The 22420-nt window shown below is 64.4% G+C and carries 26 protein-coding genes; 4 read left to right on the top strand and 22 right to left on the bottom strand.

Features of this window, described 5'->3' with window-relative positions:
* Both UYS_RS0207065 and UYS_RS0207060 read right to left on the bottom strand, forming a co-directional pair.
* On the bottom strand, positions 1 to 452 hold a 452-nt coding region (locus tag UYS_RS0207065), incomplete at its 3' end, for a helix-turn-helix domain-containing protein (RefSeq protein ID WP_016854806.1).
* Between the two features lie 105 nt (positions 453 to 557).
* Positions 558 to 1931 (bottom strand): site-specific integrase, encoded by a 1374-nt coding sequence (locus UYS_RS0207060; protein ID WP_016854805.1) that lies wholly within the window; start codon positions 1929 to 1931, stop codon positions 558 to 560.
* Between the two features lie 421 nt (positions 1932 to 2352).
* Between UYS_RS0207060 and UYS_RS17935 the strand changes: the two genes are divergently transcribed.
* The 3 genes from UYS_RS17935 (at position 2353) to UYS_RS18415 (ending at position 3444) form a co-directional block, all read left to right on the top strand.
* On the top strand, positions 2353 to 2529 hold the full coding sequence (locus tag UYS_RS17935) for a DUF3606 domain-containing protein (RefSeq protein ID WP_016854804.1): 177 nt from the start codon (positions 2353 to 2355) through the stop codon (positions 2527 to 2529).
* Positions 2530 to 2781: 252 nt separating this feature from the next.
* Complete coding sequence (locus UYS_RS17080; RefSeq protein ID WP_016854803.1) at positions 2782 to 3003, top strand: DUF1654 domain-containing protein; 222 nt, start codon at positions 2782 to 2784, stop codon at positions 3001 to 3003.
* 279 nt (positions 3004 to 3282) lie between these two features.
* The gene (locus UYS_RS18415; protein ID WP_016854802.1) at positions 3283 to 3444 is read left to right on the top strand and encodes a hypothetical protein; all 162 of its coding nucleotides are present in this window, start codon (positions 3283 to 3285) and stop codon (positions 3442 to 3444) included.
* A 129-nt stretch (positions 3445 to 3573) separates the two neighbouring features.
* On the opposite strand, the gene UYS_RS0207040 is transcribed toward UYS_RS18415, so the two are convergent.
* Positions 3574 to 4263 (bottom strand): SOS response-associated peptidase, encoded by a 690-nt coding sequence (locus UYS_RS0207040; protein WP_016854801.1) that lies wholly within the window; start codon positions 4261 to 4263, stop codon positions 3574 to 3576.
* Between the two features lie 223 nt (positions 4264 to 4486).
* On the opposite strand from UYS_RS0207040, the gene UYS_RS18410 reads away from it, so the two are divergent.
* On the top strand, positions 4487 to 5080 hold the full coding sequence (locus tag UYS_RS18410; protein ID WP_156821560.1) for a hypothetical protein: 594 nt from the start codon (positions 4487 to 4489) through the stop codon (positions 5078 to 5080).
* A gap of 16 nt (positions 5081 to 5096) precedes the next feature.
* On the opposite strand, the gene UYS_RS18660 is transcribed toward UYS_RS18410, so the two are convergent.
* The 19 genes from UYS_RS18660 to UYS_RS0206950 form a co-directional block, all read right to left on the bottom strand.
* Positions 5097 to 5381: a DUF5658 family protein gene (locus UYS_RS18660; RefSeq protein WP_016854800.1), complete on the bottom strand. Its 285-nt coding sequence runs from the start codon at positions 5379 to 5381 to the stop codon at positions 5097 to 5099.
* A 67-nt stretch (positions 5382 to 5448) separates the two neighbouring features.
* Positions 5449 to 5877, bottom strand: a complete 429-nt coding sequence (locus UYS_RS0207030) for a hypothetical protein (RefSeq protein ID WP_237738430.1) — start codon at positions 5875 to 5877, stop codon at positions 5449 to 5451.
* Positions 5874 to 7760: a phage head spike fiber domain-containing protein gene (locus UYS_RS0207025; protein WP_016854798.1), complete on the bottom strand. Its 1887-nt coding sequence runs from the start codon at positions 7758 to 7760 to the stop codon at positions 5874 to 5876. The genes UYS_RS0207030 and UYS_RS0207025 overlap by 4 nt, the downstream gene beginning before the upstream one ends.
* Positions 7761 to 8627: a hypothetical protein gene (locus tag UYS_RS0207020; protein WP_016854797.1), complete on the bottom strand. Its 867-nt coding sequence runs from the start codon at positions 8625 to 8627 to the stop codon at positions 7761 to 7763. It abuts the gene before it with no gap.
* A gap of 2 nt (positions 8628 to 8629) precedes the next feature.
* Entirely contained in the window at positions 8630 to 10081 is a 1452-nt protein-coding gene (locus UYS_RS0207015; protein WP_020476698.1) for a hypothetical protein, read from the bottom strand.
* Positions 10078 to 15435, bottom strand: a complete 5358-nt coding sequence (locus tag UYS_RS17075) for a hypothetical protein (protein WP_016854796.1) — start codon at positions 15433 to 15435, stop codon at positions 10078 to 10080. The genes UYS_RS0207015 and UYS_RS17075 overlap by 4 nt, the downstream gene beginning before the upstream one ends.
* A 68-nt stretch (positions 15436 to 15503) precedes the next feature.
* Positions 15504 to 16124 (bottom strand): hypothetical protein, encoded by a 621-nt coding sequence (locus tag UYS_RS0207005; RefSeq protein ID WP_016854795.1) that lies wholly within the window; start codon positions 16122 to 16124, stop codon positions 15504 to 15506.
* Positions 16121 to 16546, bottom strand: a complete 426-nt coding sequence (locus UYS_RS18400) for a hypothetical protein (RefSeq protein ID WP_156821558.1) — start codon at positions 16544 to 16546, stop codon at positions 16121 to 16123. Before UYS_RS18400 ends, UYS_RS0207005 begins: the two co-directional genes overlap by 4 nt.
* Positions 16527 to 16925, bottom strand: a complete 399-nt coding sequence (locus UYS_RS0207000) for a hypothetical protein (protein WP_156821557.1) — start codon at positions 16923 to 16925, stop codon at positions 16527 to 16529. Before UYS_RS0207000 ends, UYS_RS18400 begins: the two co-directional genes overlap by 20 nt.
* A gap of 73 nt (positions 16926 to 16998) precedes the next feature.
* Positions 16999 to 17292 carry a DUF1799 domain-containing protein gene (locus UYS_RS17070; protein WP_016854793.1) on the bottom strand — a complete coding sequence of 98 codons (294 nt, stop codon included), beginning with the start codon at positions 17290 to 17292 and terminating at the stop codon, positions 16999 to 17001.
* Positions 17293 to 17327: 35 nt separating this feature from the next.
* Positions 17328 to 17672: a hypothetical protein gene (locus UYS_RS0206990; RefSeq protein WP_016854792.1), complete on the bottom strand. Its 345-nt coding sequence runs from the start codon at positions 17670 to 17672 to the stop codon at positions 17328 to 17330.
* Positions 17673 to 17730: 58 nt separating this feature from the next.
* Positions 17731 to 18675 carry a phage tail tube protein gene (locus UYS_RS0206985; RefSeq protein ID WP_016854791.1) on the bottom strand — a complete coding sequence of 315 codons (945 nt, stop codon included), beginning with the start codon at positions 18673 to 18675 and terminating at the stop codon, positions 17731 to 17733.
* Positions 18668 to 18832 (bottom strand): hypothetical protein, encoded by a 165-nt coding sequence (locus tag UYS_RS18655; protein WP_016854790.1) that lies wholly within the window; start codon positions 18830 to 18832, stop codon positions 18668 to 18670. Before UYS_RS18655 ends, UYS_RS0206985 begins: the two co-directional genes overlap by 8 nt.
* A gap of 17 nt (positions 18833 to 18849) precedes the next feature.
* The gene (locus UYS_RS0206975; RefSeq protein WP_016854789.1) at positions 18850 to 19575 is read right to left on the bottom strand and encodes a hypothetical protein; all 726 of its coding nucleotides are present in this window, start codon (positions 19573 to 19575) and stop codon (positions 18850 to 18852) included.
* The gene (locus UYS_RS0206970; RefSeq protein WP_016854788.1) at positions 19572 to 20015 is read right to left on the bottom strand and encodes a hypothetical protein; all 444 of its coding nucleotides are present in this window, start codon (positions 20013 to 20015) and stop codon (positions 19572 to 19574) included. The genes UYS_RS0206975 and UYS_RS0206970 overlap by 4 nt, the downstream gene beginning before the upstream one ends.
* Complete coding sequence (locus UYS_RS17725; protein WP_016854787.1) at positions 20002 to 20370, bottom strand: phage head closure protein; 369 nt, start codon at positions 20368 to 20370, stop codon at positions 20002 to 20004. Before UYS_RS17725 ends, UYS_RS0206970 begins: the two co-directional genes overlap by 14 nt.
* 1 nt (position 20371) lies before the next feature.
* Positions 20372 to 20806 carry a hypothetical protein gene (locus UYS_RS0206960; protein ID WP_156821556.1) on the bottom strand — a complete coding sequence of 145 codons (435 nt, stop codon included), beginning with the start codon at positions 20804 to 20806 and terminating at the stop codon, positions 20372 to 20374.
* 10 nt (positions 20807 to 20816) lie between these two features.
* Positions 20817 to 21146: a head-tail connector protein gene (locus tag UYS_RS0206955; RefSeq protein WP_016854785.1), complete on the bottom strand. Its 330-nt coding sequence runs from the start codon at positions 21144 to 21146 to the stop codon at positions 20817 to 20819.
* A 44-nt stretch (positions 21147 to 21190) separates the two neighbouring features.
* A complete protein-coding gene (locus UYS_RS0206950; RefSeq protein ID WP_016854784.1) occupies positions 21191 to 22417 on the bottom strand; it encodes a phage major capsid protein in 1227 nt (408 codons plus the stop codon).
* Positions 22418 to 22420: the final 3 nt, after the last annotated feature.

The raw sequence follows: 22420 nt of genomic DNA, 5'->3' as shown, positions 1-22420 counted from the left end.
CCCACACGTTCGGGAATCTTGCCGAGTCCAGCGCTCTTCGCTTGGCCCGTGCTGCCGCGCGCGCGGGCGAGGTGCCAGAGATCGCCACCGCGGGCCTTGTCATCCCAGATTAAGGAATAGATCCACTGGTGACTGACGCCGACGCCAGACAAGGGCGCCATGAAACCGCTGATCTGCTCCGGGCTCCATTCCTCTCGCAACCGGTCGATGACAGCGGCAATCATGCTGGGCAAGCGCTTTGTCCTCTTCCAGGCGGTGCGTCGCCGATGATCACTGCAGGACTGTGCCTGCTCAGGATCGTAACCGCTGTCGGTGGCGTTGCGGCGCAGCTCCCGGCTGACCGTGCTGTTGTGGATGCCAAGCTCTCTGGCGATTTGACGTCGGCTCATGCCCACGTCATGACGGGCATAGATCTGGTATCGTTGGGTCTGGGTCAGCTGTCGGTATCCCATGCTCTGCTTCACTTTGGTAGGTGAGCCGAGAAGGGTACCGGCGCTGCCCCTCCCGCCTCTACCTCGTGGTCCAAAGTGCTGCAGTTATTCTATGAATCCAGGGGATCAAGCCTGCCGTTGCTGCTCAACAGCAGCTCCACGACTCTGCCCGGCCACCCTCTTTACGAACATATCGACTGCCTCACGTTTGTGGTCCGGTGCGAGATGAGCATAGAACTTGATCGTCGTTTCGATGCTGCTGTGGGCCATCAACTTGGAGACCGTCAGGATGTCGGCGCCCGCCATGACGAGCTGACTGGCGAAATTGTGTCGCAGCGTGTAGAGCTGCAATCCCTCCGGCAGCCCGCCCAGCTTGCGGACGGTCGCCCACGGCCGTTGCATGGCGGTCTGAGCCATACGCTTTCCGTTGACGGGCGACGGGAACACGAGCCCGGCGCTGGGCTCCCCTTGCTGCCGGTGCCAGGTCCTCAGGACCTCCACCAGCGGCCGGCAGATGGGAAAGGTCATCGGCTCCGGCTGGTGGTGGGCGGTCTTCTCGATAACCTTGCGGATCGTCCCGAAGGTCAGGTTGACGTGTTCCCACCGCAGCCCGAACAGGTCGCCCGGCCGAAACCCGGTGTAGAACATGGCCAGCACCCACGGTTTGACGTGATCCACGTAGGCGACGTGATCCAGGTCAGGGAGGTAGGCTTTCCCATGGGCGCGGCTGCTGCGACGCTGTGCTCGTCGCTCTTCTTGATACGCCTCCAGGCCGGCGAACAGCGCCGCCACCTCTTCCGGCTCGAGGAATCGCCGTTCTGCCCCCTGCTCCGCCAGCTCCTCCTCGGTCAATGCCGGCTTTTGTAGCTTGACGCCTTTCAGGGGGTGGGCAGGAATCACGTTGCGCTCAACAGCATGGGCTAGCAGGGCTTGGAGGGCATCATAGGACCGTTTGAGCGTCTGGAAGGACCGCGGCTTCGGGGTGGCCTCCTCCTTCCCCTTCCTCGGCTTCGGGGTGGCCTCTTGCTTCGCCTGCCATCGCTCCACGTCGGCACGCGTCAGATTCCCCATGGGCTTCTCGAGCCAGTCGGGGAAGTCGCGGGCGATGCGTCGAATGGTCCCCTTCCCGTCCTTGCGACGATTCTGGAAGGCGGTATAGGGCCCCTCGAGGTAGGCCCGGAGGGTTTGCTGCTGCTGGCGCTCAGCTTCGGCCCGGTCTTCCTCGAGCACGGCTCGCGGGTCGCCCCCTTGAGCGACAATGGCCAGGGCCTCCCGGGCATCCTCTCGAGCCTGTGCGGCCGTCCGGGTTCCGTAACGGCCAAGGGTCAGAACGCGACGCTGACGGGCGTTGTTGTAATAGCTGACGCGGAGCGCCAGCCACCCCCGACGGCCGCGGACGTGGTAGCCAGGCAGGTCGGTATCCCAGACTTCCCCCCCCTCGGGGAGCTCGTTGGCGAGGCGATCCAGGGCCTTTTTCGTCAGCTTCTCTTTCTTCTTCATCGCTCCCCCCCTTGGGTTCCATATGGGTTCCAAGGGAAGGATATACTAGGCTCAAAGCGGCAACAACGAGCAACACCAACAACATAATATGGCATTGTTTTTAAAGTTTTTATCGTGCATCTTTGTTTCTTGCTGTTTATGCTTATGTATATCAATTAAGGAATGGGGTTGCAAAGGTCGCTGGTTCGAATCCAGTCGCTCCGACCATCAAACATCAGGAAAAACGGCCACTTAGCTCATCAGAGCAGTGGCCGTTTTTTCGTGCGCTCAAAATATTGTCAAAACAAAGTCAAAACTAGTCCACTCCTCAGGCCCTCACCGCACCAAATTATCTTGAGGAAACCGTGATGATGTTCCACCTTGGGTTTGTCGTGCTGGAAGCTCGACGTCACTGAATCGCAACCTATGGAGAAACATCAGCATGAGCGACAACCTTCAACATCGCGGCTCACCCGATACCGAGAAGGTCAATCTCGGCCAACCTCATGAGATCCAGTACTGGACCGAGCGTTTCGGGGTTTCTGAACAGAAGCTGCGCCAGGCCGTTGACGCGGTAGGTGTCTATGTCACAGATATTGAGGCCTATCTGAAACGCTAAGCACATGCCTAGTGCTTGCCCCTTTCGCATATACAGTGAAAGGGGTTATCAATGGTAGAGCCACATCACAGCCGATTCCCCTTCAGTATCAGGGCTCTGCCCTACCCTCTGTCTCACTTTTCCGCATCTGTCTCACGCTTCAGCCTCGACCGTTGAATATCCCTGATAGCGCGTAGCTACCACTCGCGTTCTTGCATCATTGTGTCCATACCTCTAAAACTGTATATGCATACAGATTAGCGAGGCGCAACCATGCTCCAGCCATCCAAATACGACGAACTGGCCCAACGCATCCAGATCGCCATCCAGGGAGCGAACCGCAGGCAGTGCCGTCAGGTGCACCTGAGGCCAGAAGACGGCGACGACCTCGACGCTTGGGACAGCATCGTCTCCGAGATCGACGAGAACGAGAACGTCGACATCACAAGGACGCCAGAGGGCTGGCTCGTCAGCTGGGTGTCTATTGAGGCATGACGCGCTGCTGCTATGGACGACACCACCCTCCGCATCACCCAGTGGCGGAAGCGCCTCGAGCGGAACGGCTGGACAGGTATTCGCCGGGCCACCCCGCCCCACAGCGATCTGATCGAGTATCACGTCGTCTGGCGTGGGCACTTGGTGTCGGGACGGATGTCACGGATGGGGTGTGGCGAGTGGCCAAGGATCAGACCAGGCGCCCAGGGCAGGTTCACCGGCGACTGCCGATGTGAGGAGAGCAGGCTACGCTGATGGCAGCCAAGGAAGGAGATCACCATGCCCTCCCCCACCAGATTCAACGTCCCGCGCACCCTCACGCCCGAGCAGATCGTCGAGAAGCTACGGCGCCGGCCATATGACCGGGCGGCATGGGAGGCAGCTGACCTCATCGAGGAGATGCTGGCAGAGCGGGAGGCGCAGGGAGAGCTGCGGCATTGAGGCGGCCATCCCTGGCCTTCGGAGATCATGCTGAGCTGTGACGTCGGCTGGCCTCCTTGGCGGCGGGCCCGTCGCGGGCTCGTAGACGCCTGACATCACGCTTTCAGCGTAGTGAGGAAGGCCCGGGCTCTATGTAGGAGATCGCCCCGACACGGCGTCGGCGATCTCTAGCAGCGAGGCGTCATCATTGACGGGGCTATTGACGCGACGGCTTACGGGCCAGTGCGTTAGGAGGGAATCGTCGAGATGATTAACCGTGTGACGGAGAACCTCGCGATGGGTCAGATGGGGATCGAGCCAAGGCTCGAGGCTAGCGTCGCTCAGGGCCAGCGGCATGCGGTCGTGGATCTCGGCGGCAGCACCGCGGGCGGGCTCAGTGAGAATCGCGCAGCCAGGATTGCCGTCAGCCCGGTGGGTCCAGATACCGGCCAGCCACAGAGGCTCGTGATCATTTCGGCACAAAAAGTGGGGCTGCTTGCCGTCGGGCAGCGTCAGCCACTCATACCAGCCGTCAGCCGGAATCAGGCAACGGTGCCGAGCGAACGAGGAACGGAAGTAGCGCGAGGTGGCCACGCCCTCGCTTTTGGCGTTAATCGGCTCCGGCGCCTTGCCGGTGGCCCAGTGCGGCCGGTAGCCCCACCACAGCTCGCCGAGCGCGAGTGGCGCGCCCTCCTCAAGATGCCACACAGCGGTGACCCAGGTCCCCGGGCACAAGTTGTAGCGCGGCGATGTCGTCAGCGGATCGAAGTCCTCGCCGAGGATGAGCCGGAGAGACCGCCTGATGCGGGGGATGTCGTAGAGGGCGAAGCGTCCGCACATGCCCACAGCATAGCGGAGCTTCCCATTTCCCTCCGTTATCCTTTCAAATCCGACACGCTATAGGCAGCTGCTAACCGGGGCAATACGGCCATCACTGGTCTCGGGAAATCAGGTAACTCCGGCTAGTCAGTGAGTCAGGTGGGAGCTTAGCCAAGATCGTATCTGGCATTTTGAGAGCCAACCCTTTGATGATACCTTTGCGCCGTGAAGCAACGCGACATGCGTGCGTTCAGCCCGAAAAAGCAATCAAACATTAGGCGACATAGTGTTAACCAAAAAACCTGGCATCTGGAACATCCAAACTCTCGCTGCAGCAGCCGCAATTACAATAAGCTCAATTTCTGGCGCAAACACAGGAAGCGAAAACCCCATATCAAGACTAGAAAAGAAAGTAACTGACATGTCTGCCGTACAGGAAGCACACTTCACCATCGTTGCTTTCACAGAAATAGCAGAAGACTTCTCCGAGCTAAAAAAAGACACGCCGGAAGACCTGTCCTGGGCTCTTAAGGTATTCGACGCAGGAAATTTAATCCTCCACACAATATCCACGGACCGAAACCCTTTCAGACAATGCTTTTGGCTTCGGCATAACAACATTGAGAGTTACATTCAAGGAAAGATCAGCTCAGGCACTAGACTTCAAGAAGAGGAAGAACGCACCAAAGACTGCATCCGAGAAGCAACAGAAGAACTTAATTCTCAACACGGTCAAAGTGCGCTAAATGAGAGCGAACTTTCTAGGGAAGATTACCAGTCAGCGCGTAACATCGTTGGTATAGCAAAATATGCTATGACTCAACACGAGTCCGAATGAAGGCTTCCTAGCGCGATTAAAGCCTCCCATTCCGCCACGCCACCACCCCATAGACAACGGCCAGCCCGCCCAGCACCAGGGCGAGGCGAGGGTCGTGCGGGTAGTGCCAGGCCGCCCACAGCGCCGGCAGGATCGGCAGCGCCTTGAGCACGGGCCAGCCCTGGCCGGTGTGGTCGATCAGCCAGCGGATCAGCGGATTGGCCTCGTGGCCGCGGCCGGTGGCGAGAAAACGGTGTGTGGTCACGGTGTCGGCGAGGCTGGCCAGCAGCAGCGCGAGCGCGGCGAGGTGGGTCAGGGTCATGGGATCTCCTCGAGCACGAAAAGGCCCGCCGGGTGGCGGGCCTTGGGTGGGGCGGGATCGGCGGGCGTCAGGCCCCCGCCAGCATGCCGAACATCGGCGTCGGTGTGACGGTGATCGGATTGCCGTCTTCGTCCTCGGACTCATACGGCGTGTAGTCATGAACGCTCTTGTACTTCGCATCCAAGTCCGGGTCGGCGAATACGACATCGAACAGCGCCTTGCCGGTGCCCGCGCCGGCATAGGGCGCCTCGGCCAGCACCTCGACTTCGGCCATGCCGCGCCAGGCTTCGACCTCGTCGTCGCGCAGGCGGGCGTAAACCAGCAGCCGATCGCCGTTGACCGCCGCCGGAGTGCGGGCGAAGCCGGTCACCTCGGGCGGCTGGACGATCGTGCCACTCTCGTCGCGCAGCAGCATCTCGGGATGCTCGGCGTCGAGATGGGCGACCAGGGCCGGAAAATCCGGCACGTAGAGGATGGCATCGGTCAATTGGCTCATGCGGTCAGGGCCTCCAGTTCAGCGGCAGACATGGCTCGGGGATAGTGCTCGAGGCGTTTTATGTGGACGGCCTGTTCGTTCGATGCGAACGGAGTTCCTCCCACATCCAGCCTTTTGCCCTGGCTAATGGACGGGCTGTTAATAGCGGATGTCGAGGTACCGCAGATCGCCAGTGTCGTGGCTGAACCGTTCCACGAAACGGACGTCTTGAACTCTTTCCCAGTCAATCCTGATATATCTTCGACAAGGTTATTATTAACCCAGAGATTGAATTTTCCAGGGGTCGTTGAGCCAGTAACTTCAAGAATTCCGGTCACAGAAAAAGGAGAAATTTGGGCCGCCCCGCTCTCGATAGCTTCTAGCAGACGATATTCAACAAAGAACGTGACTGCGCTTTGGTTTAGTTCTTCTCCTATCGTCCTCGATAGGTCATCCTTACTCCGCGTCACCGCACTCCCGTTGGTGGGGATATAAGAGGTGGGGAAGGCGGTTGCCTCTTCGGCAGAAACGTGCATCACTTCTAGGAGTTCTACAGGTTCGCTTTCTCCCGCCGTGCCAATATCAACACGGATCGAAACATCTTGGGAGTATTCAACCCCATCGTCTAGGGTGAGTGTGTACTCGAAGAACCCATCCCCTATGGCACGAGAAGAAACATTCCCCAAATCAATGCCGCTCACGCTATCGACATTCCCAGTATCTGTTTCTATAACAGCCCACCACCTCTCAGAGACGTTTGAGTCAATAGGAGCACCAATTCTTACAGTATCCGAACCATCGAATAAAAACCTGAGAACAAATTGCACTACCCTGCCAGATGCCGTACTACTAGAAAAAACACTTTGGTATCTGACCCATGATGCGCTCCCCGATTCAACACCTTCTAGGATGCTCAAGCTGGTGGTGGGGAGAGACGATTTAGATGCTGACGATGCTTCTTTGGAAATGTTAGTAGATTCCCACTCTCTCAAGTCATAGCTATATGGAACTAGATTCGTCCTGCTTTCCTCGACCAGCATCCCCAGCGCCTCACCCGTCACGGGATCATGATCGAAACGTGGTTCGTCCACAGCGGCAGTCTGGAGCACCCCGGCCACGTCGAAATAGGTCGCGGTACTGGCTCGGGAGAAGTCCAGCACCTCGTCGAAGCCATAGGCCTGGCTAACACCCTCAAGGGCAGAGCCTTGGCCGAACGCTTGATTCACGAAGTCCAGGCGCAGGCTCTCGCCGTTGTAGGGCCGCATGGAAAAGCTGCGGTTGAGTCGGGTGGTCTTCTCGTTGACGGCCTGGATCGCCGCCGCCAGCCCGTTCAGGCTAGGAAACGTATCGATGGGGTCGGCAACGCCGCCGTCATTGCGGTACAGCGTGAGGAAGCCCTCGGCGCTCGCGGCCGGCGTCTTGAAATACTGGCCATCGCCGGTGGCCGCAAGCCCCGCCGCGGTGTCGGCGTACACCTGGCCGGCCACGGCGGCGGCGTCCCGGGCGGCCTCGGCGTCGGTCTGGGCCTGCAGGGCCCCCGTCTCGGCGGCTTCCGCACCTGTCTGGGCCGTCTGCGCGGCGTCGCGGGCGTCGATCAGCTCCTGAGTACTGCCGATGCGCGCCTCGGCGTCGGCAAGGTGGCCCTCCACGGCGGTGCGGTCATCGGCCACTGCGGTGCGGTCCTGGCCGGTGGCTGTTCGGTCGAGCCCCGTCTGCTGCCGATCGGCGGCGGCCGCGGCGGCCTTACTGGCCGCGGTCTGTGACATGATCACCGCCTGCGACAGCGCCGGCACGAAACGCAGCCGGTGGCCACCGTTGGCCAGCCCGGTGGTCGGATCGGCGTCGTCGGTGACGGTAGAGCCATCGCCGCCCAGGGCGGTCGGGAATGTGACGCTGTTGGCCATCTATAGGATCTCCAGCAGGTTGAGAGACTGGGTATGGGTGGCGTGGTAGGGATGCTCGAGCGGGTCGAGCTGTCGCTGCCGGGCCAGGAAGGTACGCACGAAGTTCTCGGGACGCTCGGCCAGGCCGAACGCGTAGAGGATCTCGCCGGCGACACCCTCGGTGCGTTGCAGGCCATAGAGGCGCTGATAGGCCTCGGTCTCGCTCAGGTGCTCCAGCGACAGCGCCATGGTGCGGCGCTGCCGCTTGCGCTCGAAATACTCGGTACGATCGCCGGCCTCGGCGATGGTGTCGGCGTTGTCGAAGCCGTGGGCGATGCCGTAGGCGGCGTTATATTCCGGCTGCCAGGCATCGGCGACGATCACCCGACCGAGACGCAGGCAGCCGTCGGGATTGCCCTGGTCGAACAGCTCGACACGCACCGAGCGCGCCAGCTGCACGTCGTCGGAAAACACGGTGAGCAGCGGCGTATAGAGCTCGCGCGCCTCCTCGTCGAGGGTGCCGGCCCAGTAGTTGTCGTACTCCCACTCGAGCTGAGCGGTGGCGTAAACCGAGGGCCACGCCGCGCGCTGCCCGCTGTCCCACAGCAGCACGCTCTGGGCGGCATCGGCGTAGAGCCGCACCCGGCACTCGGCCGTGGCGCTCAGGTTGTGACGCGCCAGCGCCACGACCTGCACCGGCCGCACCTGCGGCAGCGCGACGTCGAACCAGGTGGCGGCGTGGCTGGCGTCGACGCTCTGGGCGCGCACCGCCAGCACCCGCTCCTGCACCAACGAAAGAGGCAGCTCCGTCTCGAAGCTGCCTCCGGTCAACGCGGCCTCGTCGATGCGATTCGGCCAGCACAATGTGATCTTGCCCGGGTCGAGCATCGTTACCCCCAGAGTTCCAGCGTGATGCGCCCGGTGCGGGCGTTGAATTCGCGGCCGATGATGCGCATCGGTCGCCCAGCGCCGTAGCCGAGGCGCGGCGTGGTGACGCGGATCACCTCACCGATCACCCGCTGGCGAGACTGCACCAGCCGGCCGTCCAGCGTGGCGCGGTCGCGGCGCACGCTGACCAGGTCGGCAACCCGTTCGGCCACCGCCTGGGCGTCGGCCAGCCGGCGCAGGTCGCTCTCGATGATCAGCTCGTCGGCCAGTGGATGGCGGTCGCGGGTCGCGGCACGCTCGGCGGTCGCGGTGCGATAGGCGCTGGCCAGTCGGGCCCGGCGATCGTCGCCGACGCTGCCGGCGAGATCGGTCTGGGTGGTCTCCACCCGGTCGGCGCGCACCGTGACGCGCCAGCCCGGCAGGCCGTTGTCGGCGGCGCCGGTGGCCGCCCGGCTGATGCTCTCGATCTGGTGATCGGCCAGCGTCGCCACCGGCGTGCCCGGCGCCTCGAGCAGCCGGGCGCGTAGCCCGCCATCGGCCTCGAGGCGCCAGTACCCCGCCACCGAGACGGCGAGGCGATCGAGCAGCGCCGAGGTCGTGGCGGCCTCGGTGAGGTAAATCCCCACCTCGCCCACCGCATCCAGCGCCGTGGCGTCGGCGGCCTCCAGCACCTGCCCCGCCTCGCTGGCGATGGCCGCCATCACCGCCCCGGCGCCGGTGGCGGCCGTGGTCGCGTCGGCCGTCACGGTGCCGGCCGGCGAGGCGCCGAGGCGCACATAGCCCTGGAACGCGCGGAACTCGCCGGCGGCCGGCGCCGTGCTCTCCAGCTCGGCGAGATCCGCATAGGCCCCGCCATCGGTGAGCGCCGCGCCCTGGTCATACACCGCCGACACGCTGCAATCGGCCCGGCTGCTGAGCTGATAGATCAGCCGCGAGGCGTTGACCATCACCGGCTCGGCGTTGCGCACGTCGCCATAGACGCGCGGCTTCACCTGGCCGGCGATGTCGTCCTCGCTGCCCTCGAGGCCGTCCGGCGCCACGTTGTCGCCGGCGTAGATCTCGTGAGGATGCGGCGTCTGCAGCAACGCCCCGGGCTCACGCAGGCGCACCACCACCTCCCGGGTCTCGAACGACAGCCCGGCCACGGTGCCGCGCAGCACCTCGACCTGCACGCCATTCTCGACCTGCGACAGCACCGCCGTGCGGCCGTCGACGGCGTAGTCGGCCAGGTAGTCGAGGCCGCCGTCGGCGTTGATCAGCGTCGTCTCGCCCACCCCGGAGCGGGAGACGTTGACCAGGTCTCCGGCAAACATGCCTTCCCGATACAGCCCGGGCTGGGCGATGCGTGGCCACCAGGGCAGCGCCGCCGGATCGTCGTAGGCGCCGTCGCTGAAGCGCAGCGTCTGCGGGGCGTCGTCGACGTCCCGGGCCTCGATGGTCAGCAGCCAGGTCATCGGGCGGTCTCCAGTCGTTGACGGTCATTGATGCGCTCGTTGCTGTCGGCCAGGCGCTCGAGCTGCGTGATCGAGCGCTGATGGCCGGCCTGGCTCACCCGCACGCCGGCGGCGGCGTGCTGATTGCCTTCCCTGAGCAGGCGCGCGTTTTCCTCACGCAGGGCCGCCACCTCGCGACGCAGGTCATTGACCGCCTCGACCACATCGCCCTGCCCCAACAGCGGCAGCGAGGGCACCGGCGGGGCCGGCAGCTCGGCACGAATGCCCAGCGAGCCCCCGGGGCCACGATGCAGCGGCATGATGGCCTCGGGCCCGGCCTCGCCCATCAGCCCCATATCGAACAGTGTGGGCTGATTGACGATCGAGTTGGTGAAGGCGCCGCCCTTGGCGAACGGCGCCGGCTCGCCCATCAGCGACTCATAGTCCGCGCGCAGCGCGTCGAGCCGGTCGCTCTCGATGCCGGGGATGTTGCCCTCGAGGTTGGACAGCTGACGGCGCAGCTCGGACAGCTCCTCGCGCCGGTCGCGGTAGTCGCTGGCGGCGTTGAAGATCTCGTCCCAGTCGTCGCGCCAAACCTTCTGCCGCCGCCCGTTTACGACCTGGTAGTAATAGTCGTAATCGCTGTCCCACATGCGCCGCTCCCAGCTGGGATTATTCACGGCGGTGTCGAACATCGCCTGATCGACGTAGCGATCGTAGGACGACGCGGATTTCTGGGTCGCGGCCAGGCTGTCTACCCGGGATTGCAGGTTGTCGCGCCGGTCGAGGGACTCCTCACGCACGGCCCGCAGGCGATCCTTCTCGACGCCGGCCTGGGTGCGCAGCTCAGAGGCCTTGCTCTCGCGCTCGATGCGCGCCGCTTCCTCCTGCGCCACGCCCAGGGCGTTGATCGACTCGCGCAGGCTCGACATGGTGCTGTTGAGCGTGACGAACTGGTCGGTGGTCGAGGTCATCTCCCCGACCAGCCGATTCAGCCGCTCGACCTGATCGGCGGCCCGCTCCTCGAGCGACTTGGTGTTGCCCTCTACGCCGCCGGTGGTGCGCTCCACCGCCTCCAGCGCCGTGATAGTGCCGTCGCCGTTGGCATCGAGCTGCTCGAAGATCTGCGCCAGCTGCTCGTCGCTGGCCAGGCCGCCAAACAGGCGCTCGAACTCGCCGTAATCGATCAGCTCGTCGGCGTTCAGATCGATGGTGTCGAACAGCGGCGAGACCGCGCCGGCGATGCCGCCGGGCAGCTCGGCCAGCGATGACTCGAGGGCGTCGCGCACCCCGTCGACGATGAACTGCTCGGCGCTGGTGGCCTCGGGCAGTGCCGCCAGCGCGTCGAGGATCTCGCCCTCGATCCGCTGCGCCCCGGTGCCGCTGGCGTAATAGGCCTCGCCGGCGGCCAGGTAGCGGTCGGCGTATTGGGTGATCGACTGCAGGGCCTCGCGGTCCCCGGCCTCGGCCATCGCCAGCTGCCGCGCGAACTGCTGCTGGGCGTTGTCGAGATTGACCGCGGGCGACTGGGCCGTGGCCTGCTGCTGATCGACCCACTCGCTGATGTTGCCCAGCATCCCGCCCAGCCACTCGCCGGCATCGGCCAGGGCGCTGGCGTACTGCTGCCCTGCCTCGGCCGCGGCGGCCTGCGCCTGGGCCTCGTCCTGCAGCGCCCAGATGCGTTCTTGGATGGGGCGAAGCGAGGCGTCCAGCGACGCCAGCTCGTCCTCGCGCTGCAGGGCCAGAATGCGCTCCTGATCCCCCATCAGCTCGAGCAGGTCGATGCGCTGCGCCGACGATTGATTGTCGAAGGCCTCCCAGGCACGACGCACCGCCTGCTCGGCGTCGGCCGCATTGCCCTGGGCCGTGGCCAGCGAGTCCTCCAGGGAATCGACGCCGTCCTCGGTGTCGCCCATGGTCTGCTGCAGCTGGTTGAAGCCGTCGACCATCCGCAGCAGCTGGGTATAGTTCTGGCGGCCGGCGCGGGTGTTGAGGTTCTGCGCCTCCACCAGGTCGCGGAACCCCTCGCGGGTTTCCGGCAGCGTCATGCCCAGGGCGCGGAACTCGGTACGCAGCTCGGCCTCGAGGCGAACCATGCGTTCCTGGTCGGAATACATGGCGCTGGTGTAGTTGGCCTGCAGCGACTGCAGGCCCTCCATCCCACCGGCCATCTCGGCCAGTGACGCCGCGGCCTCGTAGGCCGAGGCCCCGGTGGTGCGAAAGCGCAGATTGAGCGTCTCGGCGGAATCGCTGACGAAGGTGAAGGCCTGCCGTGCGGCCAGCGCTTGGGGCACCATCTCGTCGATCGTGCCGCCCAGCCCCCGCACGAAGCGCCCGAAATCGCCGCCCAGCTGATCCAGCACGCGGCCATAGCGCGACGTGAGACGGTCGGCGACCTGGTCGGGATGACTAGTCTCGCCGTAATGCCCCTGAGCGACCCGGCGCATATCGGCCAGCTCGGCCTCGCTGGTGGCCAGGCTGGCGAGCATGCTGTCGAGCTGGGCGATGCTGTCGATCAGCTGCTGGGCCTCATCGATGTCCCACAGGTCGGCCAGCTCCTTGGTGCCGTCCTCGTCGAAGCCAACGACGCCGAGGCCACCCCGGGCTCGGATACCCTTGTCCCAGCGCCCGCTATCGCCATAGGTGTTCTGCCCAGCGCGGACCATCGCGAGGTCGAGGTCCGAACCGCCGGAGCCGAACAGGCTATCCAGCACGCCGCCAATCGTGGAGCCGGCAAATGCGCCGATCGGACCACCGAAATAGGTGCCGATCGCGCCGCCTGCCGTGGCGCCCCAGGAAGAGTTCGCCTGCTTGTCGGTAATGGCGCCGCCTAGCTGCGAGCCGGCATAGCTGCCCAGCATCCCAGCGCCGGCCGACGCCAGGCCGGTCATACCGCTGAAGTTGGAGGTCGATCCACCCCACAGGCCGGACTGGCCCATGCCGCCGGTCGCGCTACCTGCCCAGCCACCGGCATAGGCGGTATTGCTGGCCCCGGTCCAGGCGATGTTGCCGAAACCCTGTTGGGCGGATGACCAAAGATTGCGGCCCATCGACAGCAGGCTGCCGGAACCGCCCAGGCCGCCACCGCCGGTCAGGCCGCCGAACATGCCGCCGCCCTGGCCACCAATGCCCAGCGCGCCCTGCATCTGCCCGGTGATACCCACCACAATCGGGCGCAGCGTGGCCTGGTAGGCCAGCTCGGCGAGCAGGCGCTTGAAGGCGTCCTCGAGCTGCGAGGCGAAGTCGCCGAACGAGTCGAACGCGCCCTGGAAGGCGTCGGCGAACGTCTCGTCGATGCGGTTGCTGGCCTGCTGAAAGGCATCGGCCATCGGGTCGGCGCGATCCGCGAGGTTGTCGACCTCCAGACCATAGGCCTCGGCAGCGGTCTGGTTGCTGCGGTAGCTGTTTTCGTGACGCTTGAGAGCAGCCTCGTAGCGCTGCTGACTGATCTCGCCACGCATGAGGGCGGCAGTCAGCGTGTCGACGCCCTCCCGGTACTCGCGCTGCTGCTTTTCCAGCGGGAACAGCTCGTCGAGAAGAGACTGAGCGGCCTCCTGCTGACGCTCGAGGGCCTTGGCGGCCTCCTCCCCGGCCTCGGTCTGGCTGGCGATGGTTTCGGTGTTGTGGTCGTTGGCGTCGCTGTTCGCGTCCGTGGCGGCGGTGCCGTTGACCACGACATCCGACCAGCGCCCCCACAGCTCGATGCGGCTCTCGTTGCGCTGCTGCTCGATACCGCGCAGCTTCTCCTGGGCCTCGGCCAGGGCGTTGATGCCGGCCACCTGATCGGAGAGGTTGCCCACCCCCGTCACGCTGTAACCGTCATCCTCGGCACGCAGTTTTGCGACTTCTTCGCGGGCTGCCGCCGCCTTGAGGGTCGCTTCCTCCAAGGAGGCATTCAGGGAAGCGAGCGATTGCCCCAGGTCCTGCCCGGACATCTCGTCCAGCTCTTCGCGGAAGCTCTCCAGCTCGTCCTCGGTAAGCCCGATGCGCTGCTGGGTCAGGCCCAGCTCGTCGCGGAACATATAGAGCAGGCCACCGGCGCCCACGAGCAGGCCGAGAGGGCCACCCACCAGCGCCAAGGCGCCCGACAGCCCCCTGGTTACGCGGGCCGCCACGCGCGCGGAGGCCGTGTAGCGCTGCTGTGCCACCGTGGTGGTGGTGATGGCGGTGCGATGCTTGGCGCTGGCCGCCACGGCGGCGCGGCGGCGCTGGTTGAGCCGTTCCAGGGCGGCCGTATGGGCATCGGTGCCGCGAGTGGCACGCTCCTCGGCCTGGGCGCGGCCCAGCATCCGCTTGGCCGCGTACCGCTCGGCCGCCGCGCGACGCTGGGCGTTCTGGGCTGCCAGCAGTTCGGCTTGCGCCGTGGTGGCGGCGGCGGTCTGCATCTGCCGCTCGGCGGCGATGCTCTGAAAGACTGACGTGGCATGCGCCGCATAGGCCCTGACCAGCCGCCCGCCGACCAGCACCGCCAGGCTTCCGCCGACCACCATCAAATCCTCAGCGATCTCATCGGCGCCGCCCATGGCGTCGACGAACTCGATGACGTTTTGCGTCGCGTCAGCCAGGCCCGGGCCAAGATCGGCAACCAGGGTGTTGGCCAGGCCCTGCGCCACGCCTTGCAGCCGGTCCATGGACTCCGCCGCTTCCACGGCACGCTGGATCTCCATTTCCCCCATGGCCACGCCAAGCTGCCGAGCCTCGACAGCATATTCCCGCAGCGCGGCGGCATTGTTCTCCAGCAACGACTGGAGCCGCACGGCATCGTCCCCGAGCGCCTCTAGGAAGGTCGTGCGCTCTGACGGCGACAGCGCCTGAAGAGACTCGCCGATCTTGAGCAATTGCTGGTCTGGTGACAGACGTAGCAGCTCCTCGATGTTGAGCCCCATCTGCTCGATGAGGTCGGCCGCTTCACCGCCACCCGTGCGCGCGAAGTCGCCGACCTTATCGCTGACATCTTTGAAGATGTCGCCCATCTTGTCGCCCTGGAGTCCCACCCGCTCGGCGGCGTATTGCCAAGCCTGGAGCTCCGTTGTGGAGGCGCCCAGCGACTGAGCCAGCGCATCCGTCTCGGCAATCATCTGCGCCTGCGCGGCCAGGTTATTCACCGCGAAGGCGCCGGCCAGCGCCGCACCCACGCTGACGGCCGCGCCGCGCAGCACGTCCAGCTCGCGACTGGTGTCGCCGGCAGCGTCGGTCACACTACCCAGCTGGCGGCCGGCCCGGTCGGCATCCTGACCAAAGCGCTTGGCCCGCTTACCGCCTCGTTCAAAGCCTTGGTTGAGCTGATCCAGCTCGTTCTCGGTGGCCTGGATGGCCTTGATGCCGCCGGAGGCATCACCGGTGATGATCAGGCCGGTTCGGTACTGGCGGGCCATATGGCTACCTCATCATTCGGGCACAAAAAAGCCCGCCGGGTGGCGGGCTTTGATGGTGATTGGGTGTCTCAGTAATAGAAGACGATGCCCGTTCTGCCCGGCCTCATCTCCACATAACGCTTCACCTGCTTCCAGTTGCGGTTCCTGAAGGTGAACTCGTTCAACCCATCAACCATGTTCAAGGCGATGTCGGGCTCAGATTCTACCTCCTTCCCATTGACGGCTAGCAGCGCATAACCTGCCCCGACATGACCGTAAAATGGGGAACTTTTTTCTACGGAATCAACCTTCAGCGTTGGGACAGAGTATTCGGCCGCATCCTCAACGTCCTCGCCTTGATCCACGTATTTGGCCTTGGAGGGCTCTTCGCTGCTTCTGCTGGTACTGGTGGCTTCGGCAGGCTCCTGCTTGGCACAGGCCAGCTGATCGCACGAGTTTTTGTAGATGCTGTTGACCATGCTGAACAAGACAGCAAACAGTACGCCCGCACCGGCTTGGCCGATTGCCGCCGCCCATACTGCGATGTTGGGCCCCGTGGTCCAGCTCACGTTGCCCAGGAGGTCACGCTCGGGAACGCGCATCGTTCCGAGTTGATTGATAAGGACCAAAGCGGCAATACAGGCCAGACCAGCAATCACCCATACTGCGGCCACCCAGCCGTCCCATCTGCTTCGATCTGGCGCACTCATATCCCTCTGCCTCCTTGCATATCATCAGAACACTGATCGTGTTCGAGCTTCGATAAAGAGTTCATACCCTCCCGCACGCTCTTATATACGGCTACGCAGTCACCCACTTCCAAGCCATCGAAGGCATTGAATAGCTGCGCCTGCCTTGTTGGAGCTACGGGCTTCACTAGATAGCTATAGGCTTCAAACGTATGCTCGCCAGGGTCGGCCAGCGCGGCGGCGGCGCCTACAATGACACCCCCGGCCAACGCCCCCAAACCGAGTCGGGACCATTCGCTTTCGGAGGCATCTCCTTCATAGTGTTGCACATGCTCGACGGTGCCAATCATCAACGGCGCGTTGGCCGATGCAGGATACTGTTTCCTTTCTAAGCCGCCGCACCCCGCCAGCACGAGGCAAGCACTAAGGGCGATCCAGCGCATGTTCGATGCCCTCGAAGACTGCGGAAGCGAACTCATCCTCATTGGTGCCTGTGATCTGGAATTTTGCGCGCTTCTCGGAGATCACGCTGACCCGACTGTCTGGCTCTAGGTCGATAACGCGCACCAGCCCCACCTCACCCCAGCTAAACGCACTCATGGACTTGGCGAACTCGATCGTATAGACGCTGCCCGACTCTGCGGCAGACGTCACATCCACATTCAGACCCTGCAGGCTCTCCAGCGCCAGGCGCTTCACCTGCGGATATGGCGCCTGATAATCCTTGGAAACTCCTGCGCTCAACGGCGCTTCACGCACAGAGCTAGATGTTGCGCACCCTGCCAGCATCAGGGCGGCAACGCCGATCATGGCCAGTTTCATCCTTGTCCCCTTGCGATGAGTTTTTTTGAGTTGCGGGAACAATGTAAACGATCAGCCAGCACTGATTGAAGACTCACGCATTCAGTAACTCCAACGCCCCCGCCTCCAGTTGCTGTAGCTGCTCGAGCATCCCCGCCATGTCCTCGACACCACGCATGCGCATCACGCTCTCCACGGCCAGATAGTCGAGGCCTTGGTAATGGGCGCCGCCCATGCCGGCGATGATCCGCCACTGAGTGCGGCAGGCCAGAAACAGCTCGAGGGCGGGATGGTGCTCCGCCCATATTTCGCAGCGTATTTCCTCGGGCGGGATCTCCGGCTGTGCAATGCCGAGTGCATTGGCATCGGCGGCCCGCGTGTCTTCCACCTGACCGGCACCCGCCCACCACCGGCCGGCGGCCCTCAGTTTTTTGCCGCGGCCTCGGCGCGGCCCTGCTGCGCGGCGAACCAGCTCATCACCAGCGGCCGGCGCACGTAGGCGGTGTCCATCAGCTGGTCGATGAGATCCTGGCTGAAGGGTACGTCGTTGCCCTTCTCATCGGTGATGCCCTCTAGGCCGAGCAGGTCCTGGGCGACCAGGGCGTCGTCGTCCAGCTCGCCGGCCCGCTGCTGCTCGATGATCGCCTGGCTCTCGCTGACGGTGTGCAGCTTCCAGCGCGCATGGATGGTGGAAGGCTTGTCATCACCGGGCGTATGCACGGTGACCGGTACGGTGATGTCGGGGATCGGCTTGAGAATGAAGCTCATGGCGTCGGGTCCTTGTCGTGGCGACGGCCAACACGCCGCCTACGGCGGCGCGGGCGGGTTACTTGAAGGTCAGAGTGACGTCGTTGTCATCGGCGCCAGTGGGCAGGAAGCGCAGGCCGATGTCGTAATGCATGATGCCCTGGTTATCCGTTGGCGAGAGGCTGTTGAGCTGCACCTGGTCGCCCTTGAGCTCGATGATGTTGCCGGCCGTCTGGCCATGGGTCAGCACCACCGGCACCAGGGTCACCCCGTTGTGGCTCTCCACTGCCGCGAAGTAGTCCTTGGTGGTCAGATCCGGCGCCTCGATGTTGGTGGAGCCCGTGGCCTGACGATCGGTGATCTGCACCGACTCGCAGTTGACCAGGCCGCGATATTCCACGGTATTGCCGATGTCGAGCGACAGCGAAGACATGCAGGCCTGGTGGCTATCGATGCTGGCCACGGTGTTCTGCTTGTTGATCGGCAGTTCATTTTCCTGCACCGCCTGCTCGGCGACGGACGCATCGCCCGCGGCCTCGGTCTTCTTGTAGAGGCCGGTGAAGTTGAACTCGATGTAGGGCAGCCCCTGGCTGTCGGCGGTGATCGAGAAGGTGCCGCGAGCGCCGCTGATATGCTGCATCTGGCCATCTTCCATCCACCACAGCTCCAGACTCTCCTGGCTGTCGCTGACGGGCTGGTAGACAACGTCGGTATCGACGTTGATGGTCTCGCTCATGCCGCAGGCACGCAGCAGCGGGCCGTACGCCGGTGCGGTGCCGGCCGTACCCGCGCCGGAAAGCGGGACGCGGATCTGCCGTTCGACGTAGGGGCCTGTGTTCACCTGCTCATAGGCGCCGAGGCCATCACGCATGCGCTCGCGTTCCACGGTGTTGCCGGCATAAGGGTTGCCGCCATCGAGCATCACCACCTCGAGGATGGTAGCGCCGGTCATGTCGGCACTGGCCTGGCCATAGGCGGCTTCGATCTTGGCCACGGCAAAGCGCTTCCGCCACTTTTTAGCCATCGTTCTGCTCCTTCACATCAGTGCTGGATTTCTTCGGCGCCGGCTTGGCGGCGGGCTTGGGGTCGGCCTTGGGCCGGGGATCGGGCGCGGGCTTGGTGCGTTCGACCAGCACGCGCTTGCCGTCACGGATCTCGTAACGGCCGCCGTGGTTGGGCATGAGAGCCTCCGTCGGAGTCAGGTGTAGATGAGGCGCTGGTAGCGGTAGAGCTCGCGCCAGAAGACCAGGCGGCCGGAGACGGCCACCCGTTGGCCGCCGGCATACTCCAGCGGTGAAACGGCGTCGTCGGCCTCGAGACCCAGTAGCGTGGCAAGGCATGCCTGCCGCTGCGCCTCGAGGTCGCCCTGCTCGGCCACCAGCGCCACGGCGATGTGTTCGTGGACTGTCTGGCGAACCTGGAAGGTGCCGATAGCGTTGGGCTCGGCATCGGCCTGCACCGGATGCACGAAGCCAGCCGGCAGCGCCGGGGTCTCGGTGGCCAGGCTGGTGGCCTGAAGCTCGAAGTGGGCACGGTACTGACGCGGGTCGAATTCGTAGTCGGTGGCGGCGTCGGTGATCTCCCAGCTCTCGAGGCCAGCATGTGCGGCCACCCGGGCGATCAGGTCATCGGTCATGGTGCGGAGCGGGTCGAAGGTCGGGTTGCGCAGACTGAGCACATAGGTATCGATGCGGCCAAGGCGATAGCCATCTACCTCGATGTCGCCTTGCCCTGCCAGGCTATACACGCCGTTGGTAAGCGGCGCATCGTTCGGGAGCTGCACCGGCCAGAGATCGCCGTCCACCACGGGAGCCACCAGGGTGAACAGCCCGGGCACCGTGTCGGCCCGACTGTGATCGGCGTCGCTGGAGCGCCAGGCGGTAACGCCGGCGGCGTTCAAGGCCGAGAGGATGGCGTCGATCATGTGCTGCCCCTTTTGCGATCGAGGTAGCGGCTAAGACCGTCGTAGAAACGGCTGGCGAAGCCTGACTGGGTTTGCTCCAGGGCCGGCGCCAGGAAGGGGTTAGCCTCCATATTCTCGGTGCCCTGCTCATGCCAGAGCCCTTTTCTGCCCTGCCAACGGCCATTGATGCGTCGGTTGGTGCCGACCAGCAGGGCGACGGTGTCGGGCTCGATGCCAAGCCGGGCCTTGGCTGTCTTGCTGATGGAGTGATGCCCCACCGCCCGGGCCAGGTCACCGGTATCGTGCGGCGCCAGCCGCTTGGCCAACTTCTTGGTGGGCGAAATGGAGCGCACTAGTCCGGCACGCACAGCCCCCTGCTGCAGCTTTCGCTGCAGGCTCGCCATGTCACGCCGGGCGGCGTCGTACCCTTCCCCGGCGACTTGCCATTCAAACCCACTCATGGACCATGACCTCCAGTTCACGGCGGCGGCCATCCACATCGAGTGGACGCCCCTCGATGCGGTAGATCAAACCGTTATGCTTGAGGCGCAGCGTCTTGCCCGTGGCATTCGCCACGTCTCGACGCCAGCGCATGCGGATACGCGCCGAGGTGTCGCTTTGGGCCTCCTGGGCGGCTAGCAGCAGGCGGCCGCTGAGGGGCTCGACGCTGGCCCAGATAGTGGGTCCGGTTGCCCATGCATCCGGCGTGGCACCGGAATCCGAACGGTCGCGCCAAAAGCCATCTTCCGCCCACTCGAATTCCCGGCGACCCCAGAATTCGAGAGTGACGCGGTGGCGAATCTTGCCGGAGCGCATGTCACTCCACCCGGCCGAACTTCTTCAGGCGCTCGTAGGTGCCGCGCGTCATAGGCACCGTCTCACCGGCCTCGTGGGGGCGACCGCCACTGGCCCAACGCACCTTGAGCTTGGCTTCGACCATGCCCGCCGAGGTGGCGCGCTCAGGCTTTCCGCTATCCTCCGACTGGTTGTTGCAGGACAGCGTCTCGCCTTGGGCATGCTCGGTATCGTCGGCCGGAGCTCCTTCGCCTCCCTCTCCGACCGGGGCTGGCTCTCGCTCGTCATCGGGCGCGATTTCGCCGGGCGCGTCCTGGCGTTCCTCGGCGGTCTCGCTGATGGCCGTCTCGGCGCCAGCTTCCGGCGGCACGGCGGCCTCTTCCGGTGAGGTAGCGGCGGTTTCGGCCGGCGCAGAAGTGCGCCGGCCGGCACGTGGCTTTGCGGGTGACTTGGCCATGGCGGCCTCCTCAATCGATGTGGAAGTGGCGGTAAGGGCTGATCAGCGCCTGCACCGCCATGGGCAATTCAGTGGCGATGGTGCCGAGAGCCACGGCCTCCCGGTTCTCGTACCAGTGGCCGATCAGCAACAGCATCGCGGTGGTCAGGTCATCGTCGAGCACCAGTGCGCTGTCATCGGCGTCGGTCGGGATCTCTTCCTTAGTGGCGAAGAGGTTCCGGCCGGTCTGGTGCTCCACCATCCGCCGGGCGGCGGTGGCGTAGGTGTCGAGCAGGGTGTCCTCCTCGACATCGTCCGACTCGAGCCGGACGTGCTGCTTGATGATGTCCAGCTCGAGCATCGTGGCTCCGGGGAGTCATGGGCCGCCAGCGGCGGCCTGGTGGATCAGGTGGCCGGGGCCTGCAGCGCCTTGATGGCGGCCAGGTCCTGCAGCACGCAGTCGAAGCGGTGGAAGGCGAGGAAGCCGGTCTGGTCGTACTCTGCGTAGCGCTCCACCAGGCGTTTCAGCACCATGTAGCGGACCCGGCGGATCACGAACTGCTGGAAGTCGCCGGCATACATGAACTTAGTGCTGGCACCAATGCTGGCGATGCCCTGGTCGACGAAGTACTCCTTGCCGAGCACGCTGGCCGGGGCAGCCCCAGCAACGGCCGGCAGCCACAGCGGGCGACCGTTGGCGTCTTCCATCTCGGTGAGCAGCTGCAGGGTGTTGTCGTTGAAGCCCAGGCGGAAGCTAGGCGCACGACGGTAAGCCGGATCCACGGAATGGATCAGCTTGTTCACTTCCTGCCAAGTGAAGTCGGACAGGGAAGCCGTGCTAACGGTGTTGGTCACCGAGGCCTGCAGGCCCTTGGGCTGCACCGGGGTGCCGGCACCGGAGCCCTGGACCAGGTACTTGGCCTCGCCTCGGCCGAGGCGCTGGCCGATGCGGCGAGCGAGGAAGCCCTGAATGTTGATGCCGCTGTCGTTGAGCAGCTCGTTCGACACCCGGATTACCTTGGAGCTGAGCTTCTTGGCGCCCAGGGTCTCCATCCCGAAGTCGACGTCGCCCTCGGAAGCTGCCGAGTTCTCGCCGAGCAGCTCGCCCTCCTCCGCGGTGCCGTCACTGGTCGGCCACTCGATGGCGTTACCGCGATCGGTGGTGATGACCTGGGACACGCCGGCCAGACCGCCGTAGTCCTTCATGGCCTCATGGACCTGGTTGAGGAGCTCGGTGGGAACGGTGTAGCCGCCCTTCTCGTCAGTGGATGTGCTTTGGGCGCGCATCTCGCGCAGAAGCTCGCGCTGCTCGGCGCTCATCTCGGCGGCGCCGTGGCGCAGGAAGGCGTCGAAGGCCTGGGAACGCTGCTCGTCTTTCGGAGGTGCGCCACGCTCTTCGGACTCGGCGCGGGCGCGCTGCTCTTCTTCGCTCTCCTCGACGAAGCGCTGGTCGGCGTCGCGAAGCTCTTCCTCGCGCTGGATCTTGTCGTTCAGGCCGTCGAGCTCGCCTTTCATGCGCTTCCACTCGGAGCGCTGCTCGTCGGTCCACTCGGCATCGCCGATGTTGTCGTGCAGCGCCCGCATGTCCTTGGCGACGGCGTTATAGCGCTGCTTCAGTTCGTGCAGTTTCATGAT

This window comes from Halomonas smyrnensis AAD6, assembly GCF_000265245.1.
Taxonomy (GTDB): Bacteria; Pseudomonadota; Gammaproteobacteria; order Pseudomonadales; family Halomonadaceae; genus Halomonas; species Halomonas smyrnensis.
The sequence above is the reverse complement of the archived record's forward strand: the minus strand, read 5'-3'. Positions and strand labels throughout refer to the sequence as shown.

Coding starts and splice junctions, on each gene's coding strand:
- UYS_RS0207000 (WP_156821557.1), bottom strand. CDS start 16,925: ATGAAACTGGCCATGATCGGCGTTGCCGCCCTGATGCTGGCAGGGTGC.
- UYS_RS0207030 (WP_237738430.1), bottom strand. CDS start 5,877: ATGAGCCAATTGACCGATGCCATCCTCTACGTGCCGGATTTTCCGGCC.
- UYS_RS0207025 (WP_016854798.1), bottom strand. CDS start 7,760: ATGGCCAACAGCGTCACATTCCCGACCGCCCTGGGCGGCGATGGCTCT.
- UYS_RS0207005 (WP_016854795.1), bottom strand. CDS start 16,124: ATGAGTGCGCCAGATCGAAGCAGATGGGACGGCTGGGTGGCCGCAGTA.
- UYS_RS18655 (WP_016854790.1), bottom strand. CDS start 18,832: ATGCCCAACCACGGCGGCCGTTACGAGATCCGTGACGGCAAGCGCGTG.
- UYS_RS18415 (WP_016854802.1), top strand. CDS start 3,283: ATGCCCTCCCCCACCAGATTCAACGTCCCGCGCACCCTCACGCCCGAG.
- UYS_RS0206955 (WP_016854785.1), bottom strand. CDS start 21,146: ATGCTCGAGCTGGACATCATCAAGCAGCACGTCCGGCTCGAGTCGGAC.
- UYS_RS18660 (WP_016854800.1), bottom strand. CDS start 5,381: ATGACCCTGACCCACCTCGCCGCGCTCGCGCTGCTGCTGGCCAGCCTC.
- UYS_RS0206990 (WP_016854792.1), bottom strand. CDS start 17,672: ATGAGCTTCATTCTCAAGCCGATCCCCGACATCACCGTACCGGTCACC.
- UYS_RS0206975 (WP_016854789.1), bottom strand. CDS start 19,575: ATGATCGACGCCATCCTCTCGGCCTTGAACGCCGCCGGCGTTACCGCC.
- UYS_RS17075 (WP_016854796.1), bottom strand. CDS start 15,435: ATGGCCCGCCAGTACCGAACCGGCCTGATCATCACCGGTGATGCCTCC.
- UYS_RS17080 (WP_016854803.1), top strand. CDS start 2,782: ATGCTCCAGCCATCCAAATACGACGAACTGGCCCAACGCATCCAGATC.
- UYS_RS18400 (WP_156821558.1), bottom strand. CDS start 16,546: ATGCGCTGGATCGCCCTTAGTGCTTGCCTCGTGCTGGCGGGGTGCGGC.
- UYS_RS0207060 (WP_016854805.1), bottom strand. CDS start 1,931: ATGAAGAAGAAAGAGAAGCTGACGAAAAAGGCCCTGGATCGCCTCGCC.
- UYS_RS0206960 (WP_156821556.1), bottom strand. CDS start 20,806: ATGGCCAAGTCACCCGCAAAGCCACGTGCCGGCCGGCGCACTTCTGCG.
- UYS_RS17725 (WP_016854787.1), bottom strand. CDS start 20,370: ATGCGCTCCGGCAAGATTCGCCACCGCGTCACTCTCGAATTCTGGGGT.
- UYS_RS0206970 (WP_016854788.1), bottom strand. CDS start 20,015: ATGAGTGGGTTTGAATGGCAAGTCGCCGGGGAAGGGTACGACGCCGCC.
- UYS_RS0207040 (WP_016854801.1), bottom strand. CDS start 4,263: ATGTGCGGACGCTTCGCCCTCTACGACATCCCCCGCATCAGGCGGTCT.
- UYS_RS0207015 (WP_020476698.1), bottom strand. CDS start 10,081: ATGACCTGGCTGCTGACCATCGAGGCCCGGGACGTCGACGACGCCCCG.
- UYS_RS0206950 (WP_016854784.1), bottom strand. CDS start 22,417: ATGAAACTGCACGAACTGAAGCAGCGCTATAACGCCGTCGCCAAGGAC.
- UYS_RS0206985 (WP_016854791.1), bottom strand. CDS start 18,675: ATGGCTAAAAAGTGGCGGAAGCGCTTTGCCGTGGCCAAGATCGAAGCC.
- UYS_RS17935 (WP_016854804.1), top strand. CDS start 2,353: ATGAGCGACAACCTTCAACATCGCGGCTCACCCGATACCGAGAAGGTC.
- UYS_RS0207020 (WP_016854797.1), bottom strand. CDS start 8,627: ATGCTCGACCCGGGCAAGATCACATTGTGCTGGCCGAATCGCATCGAC.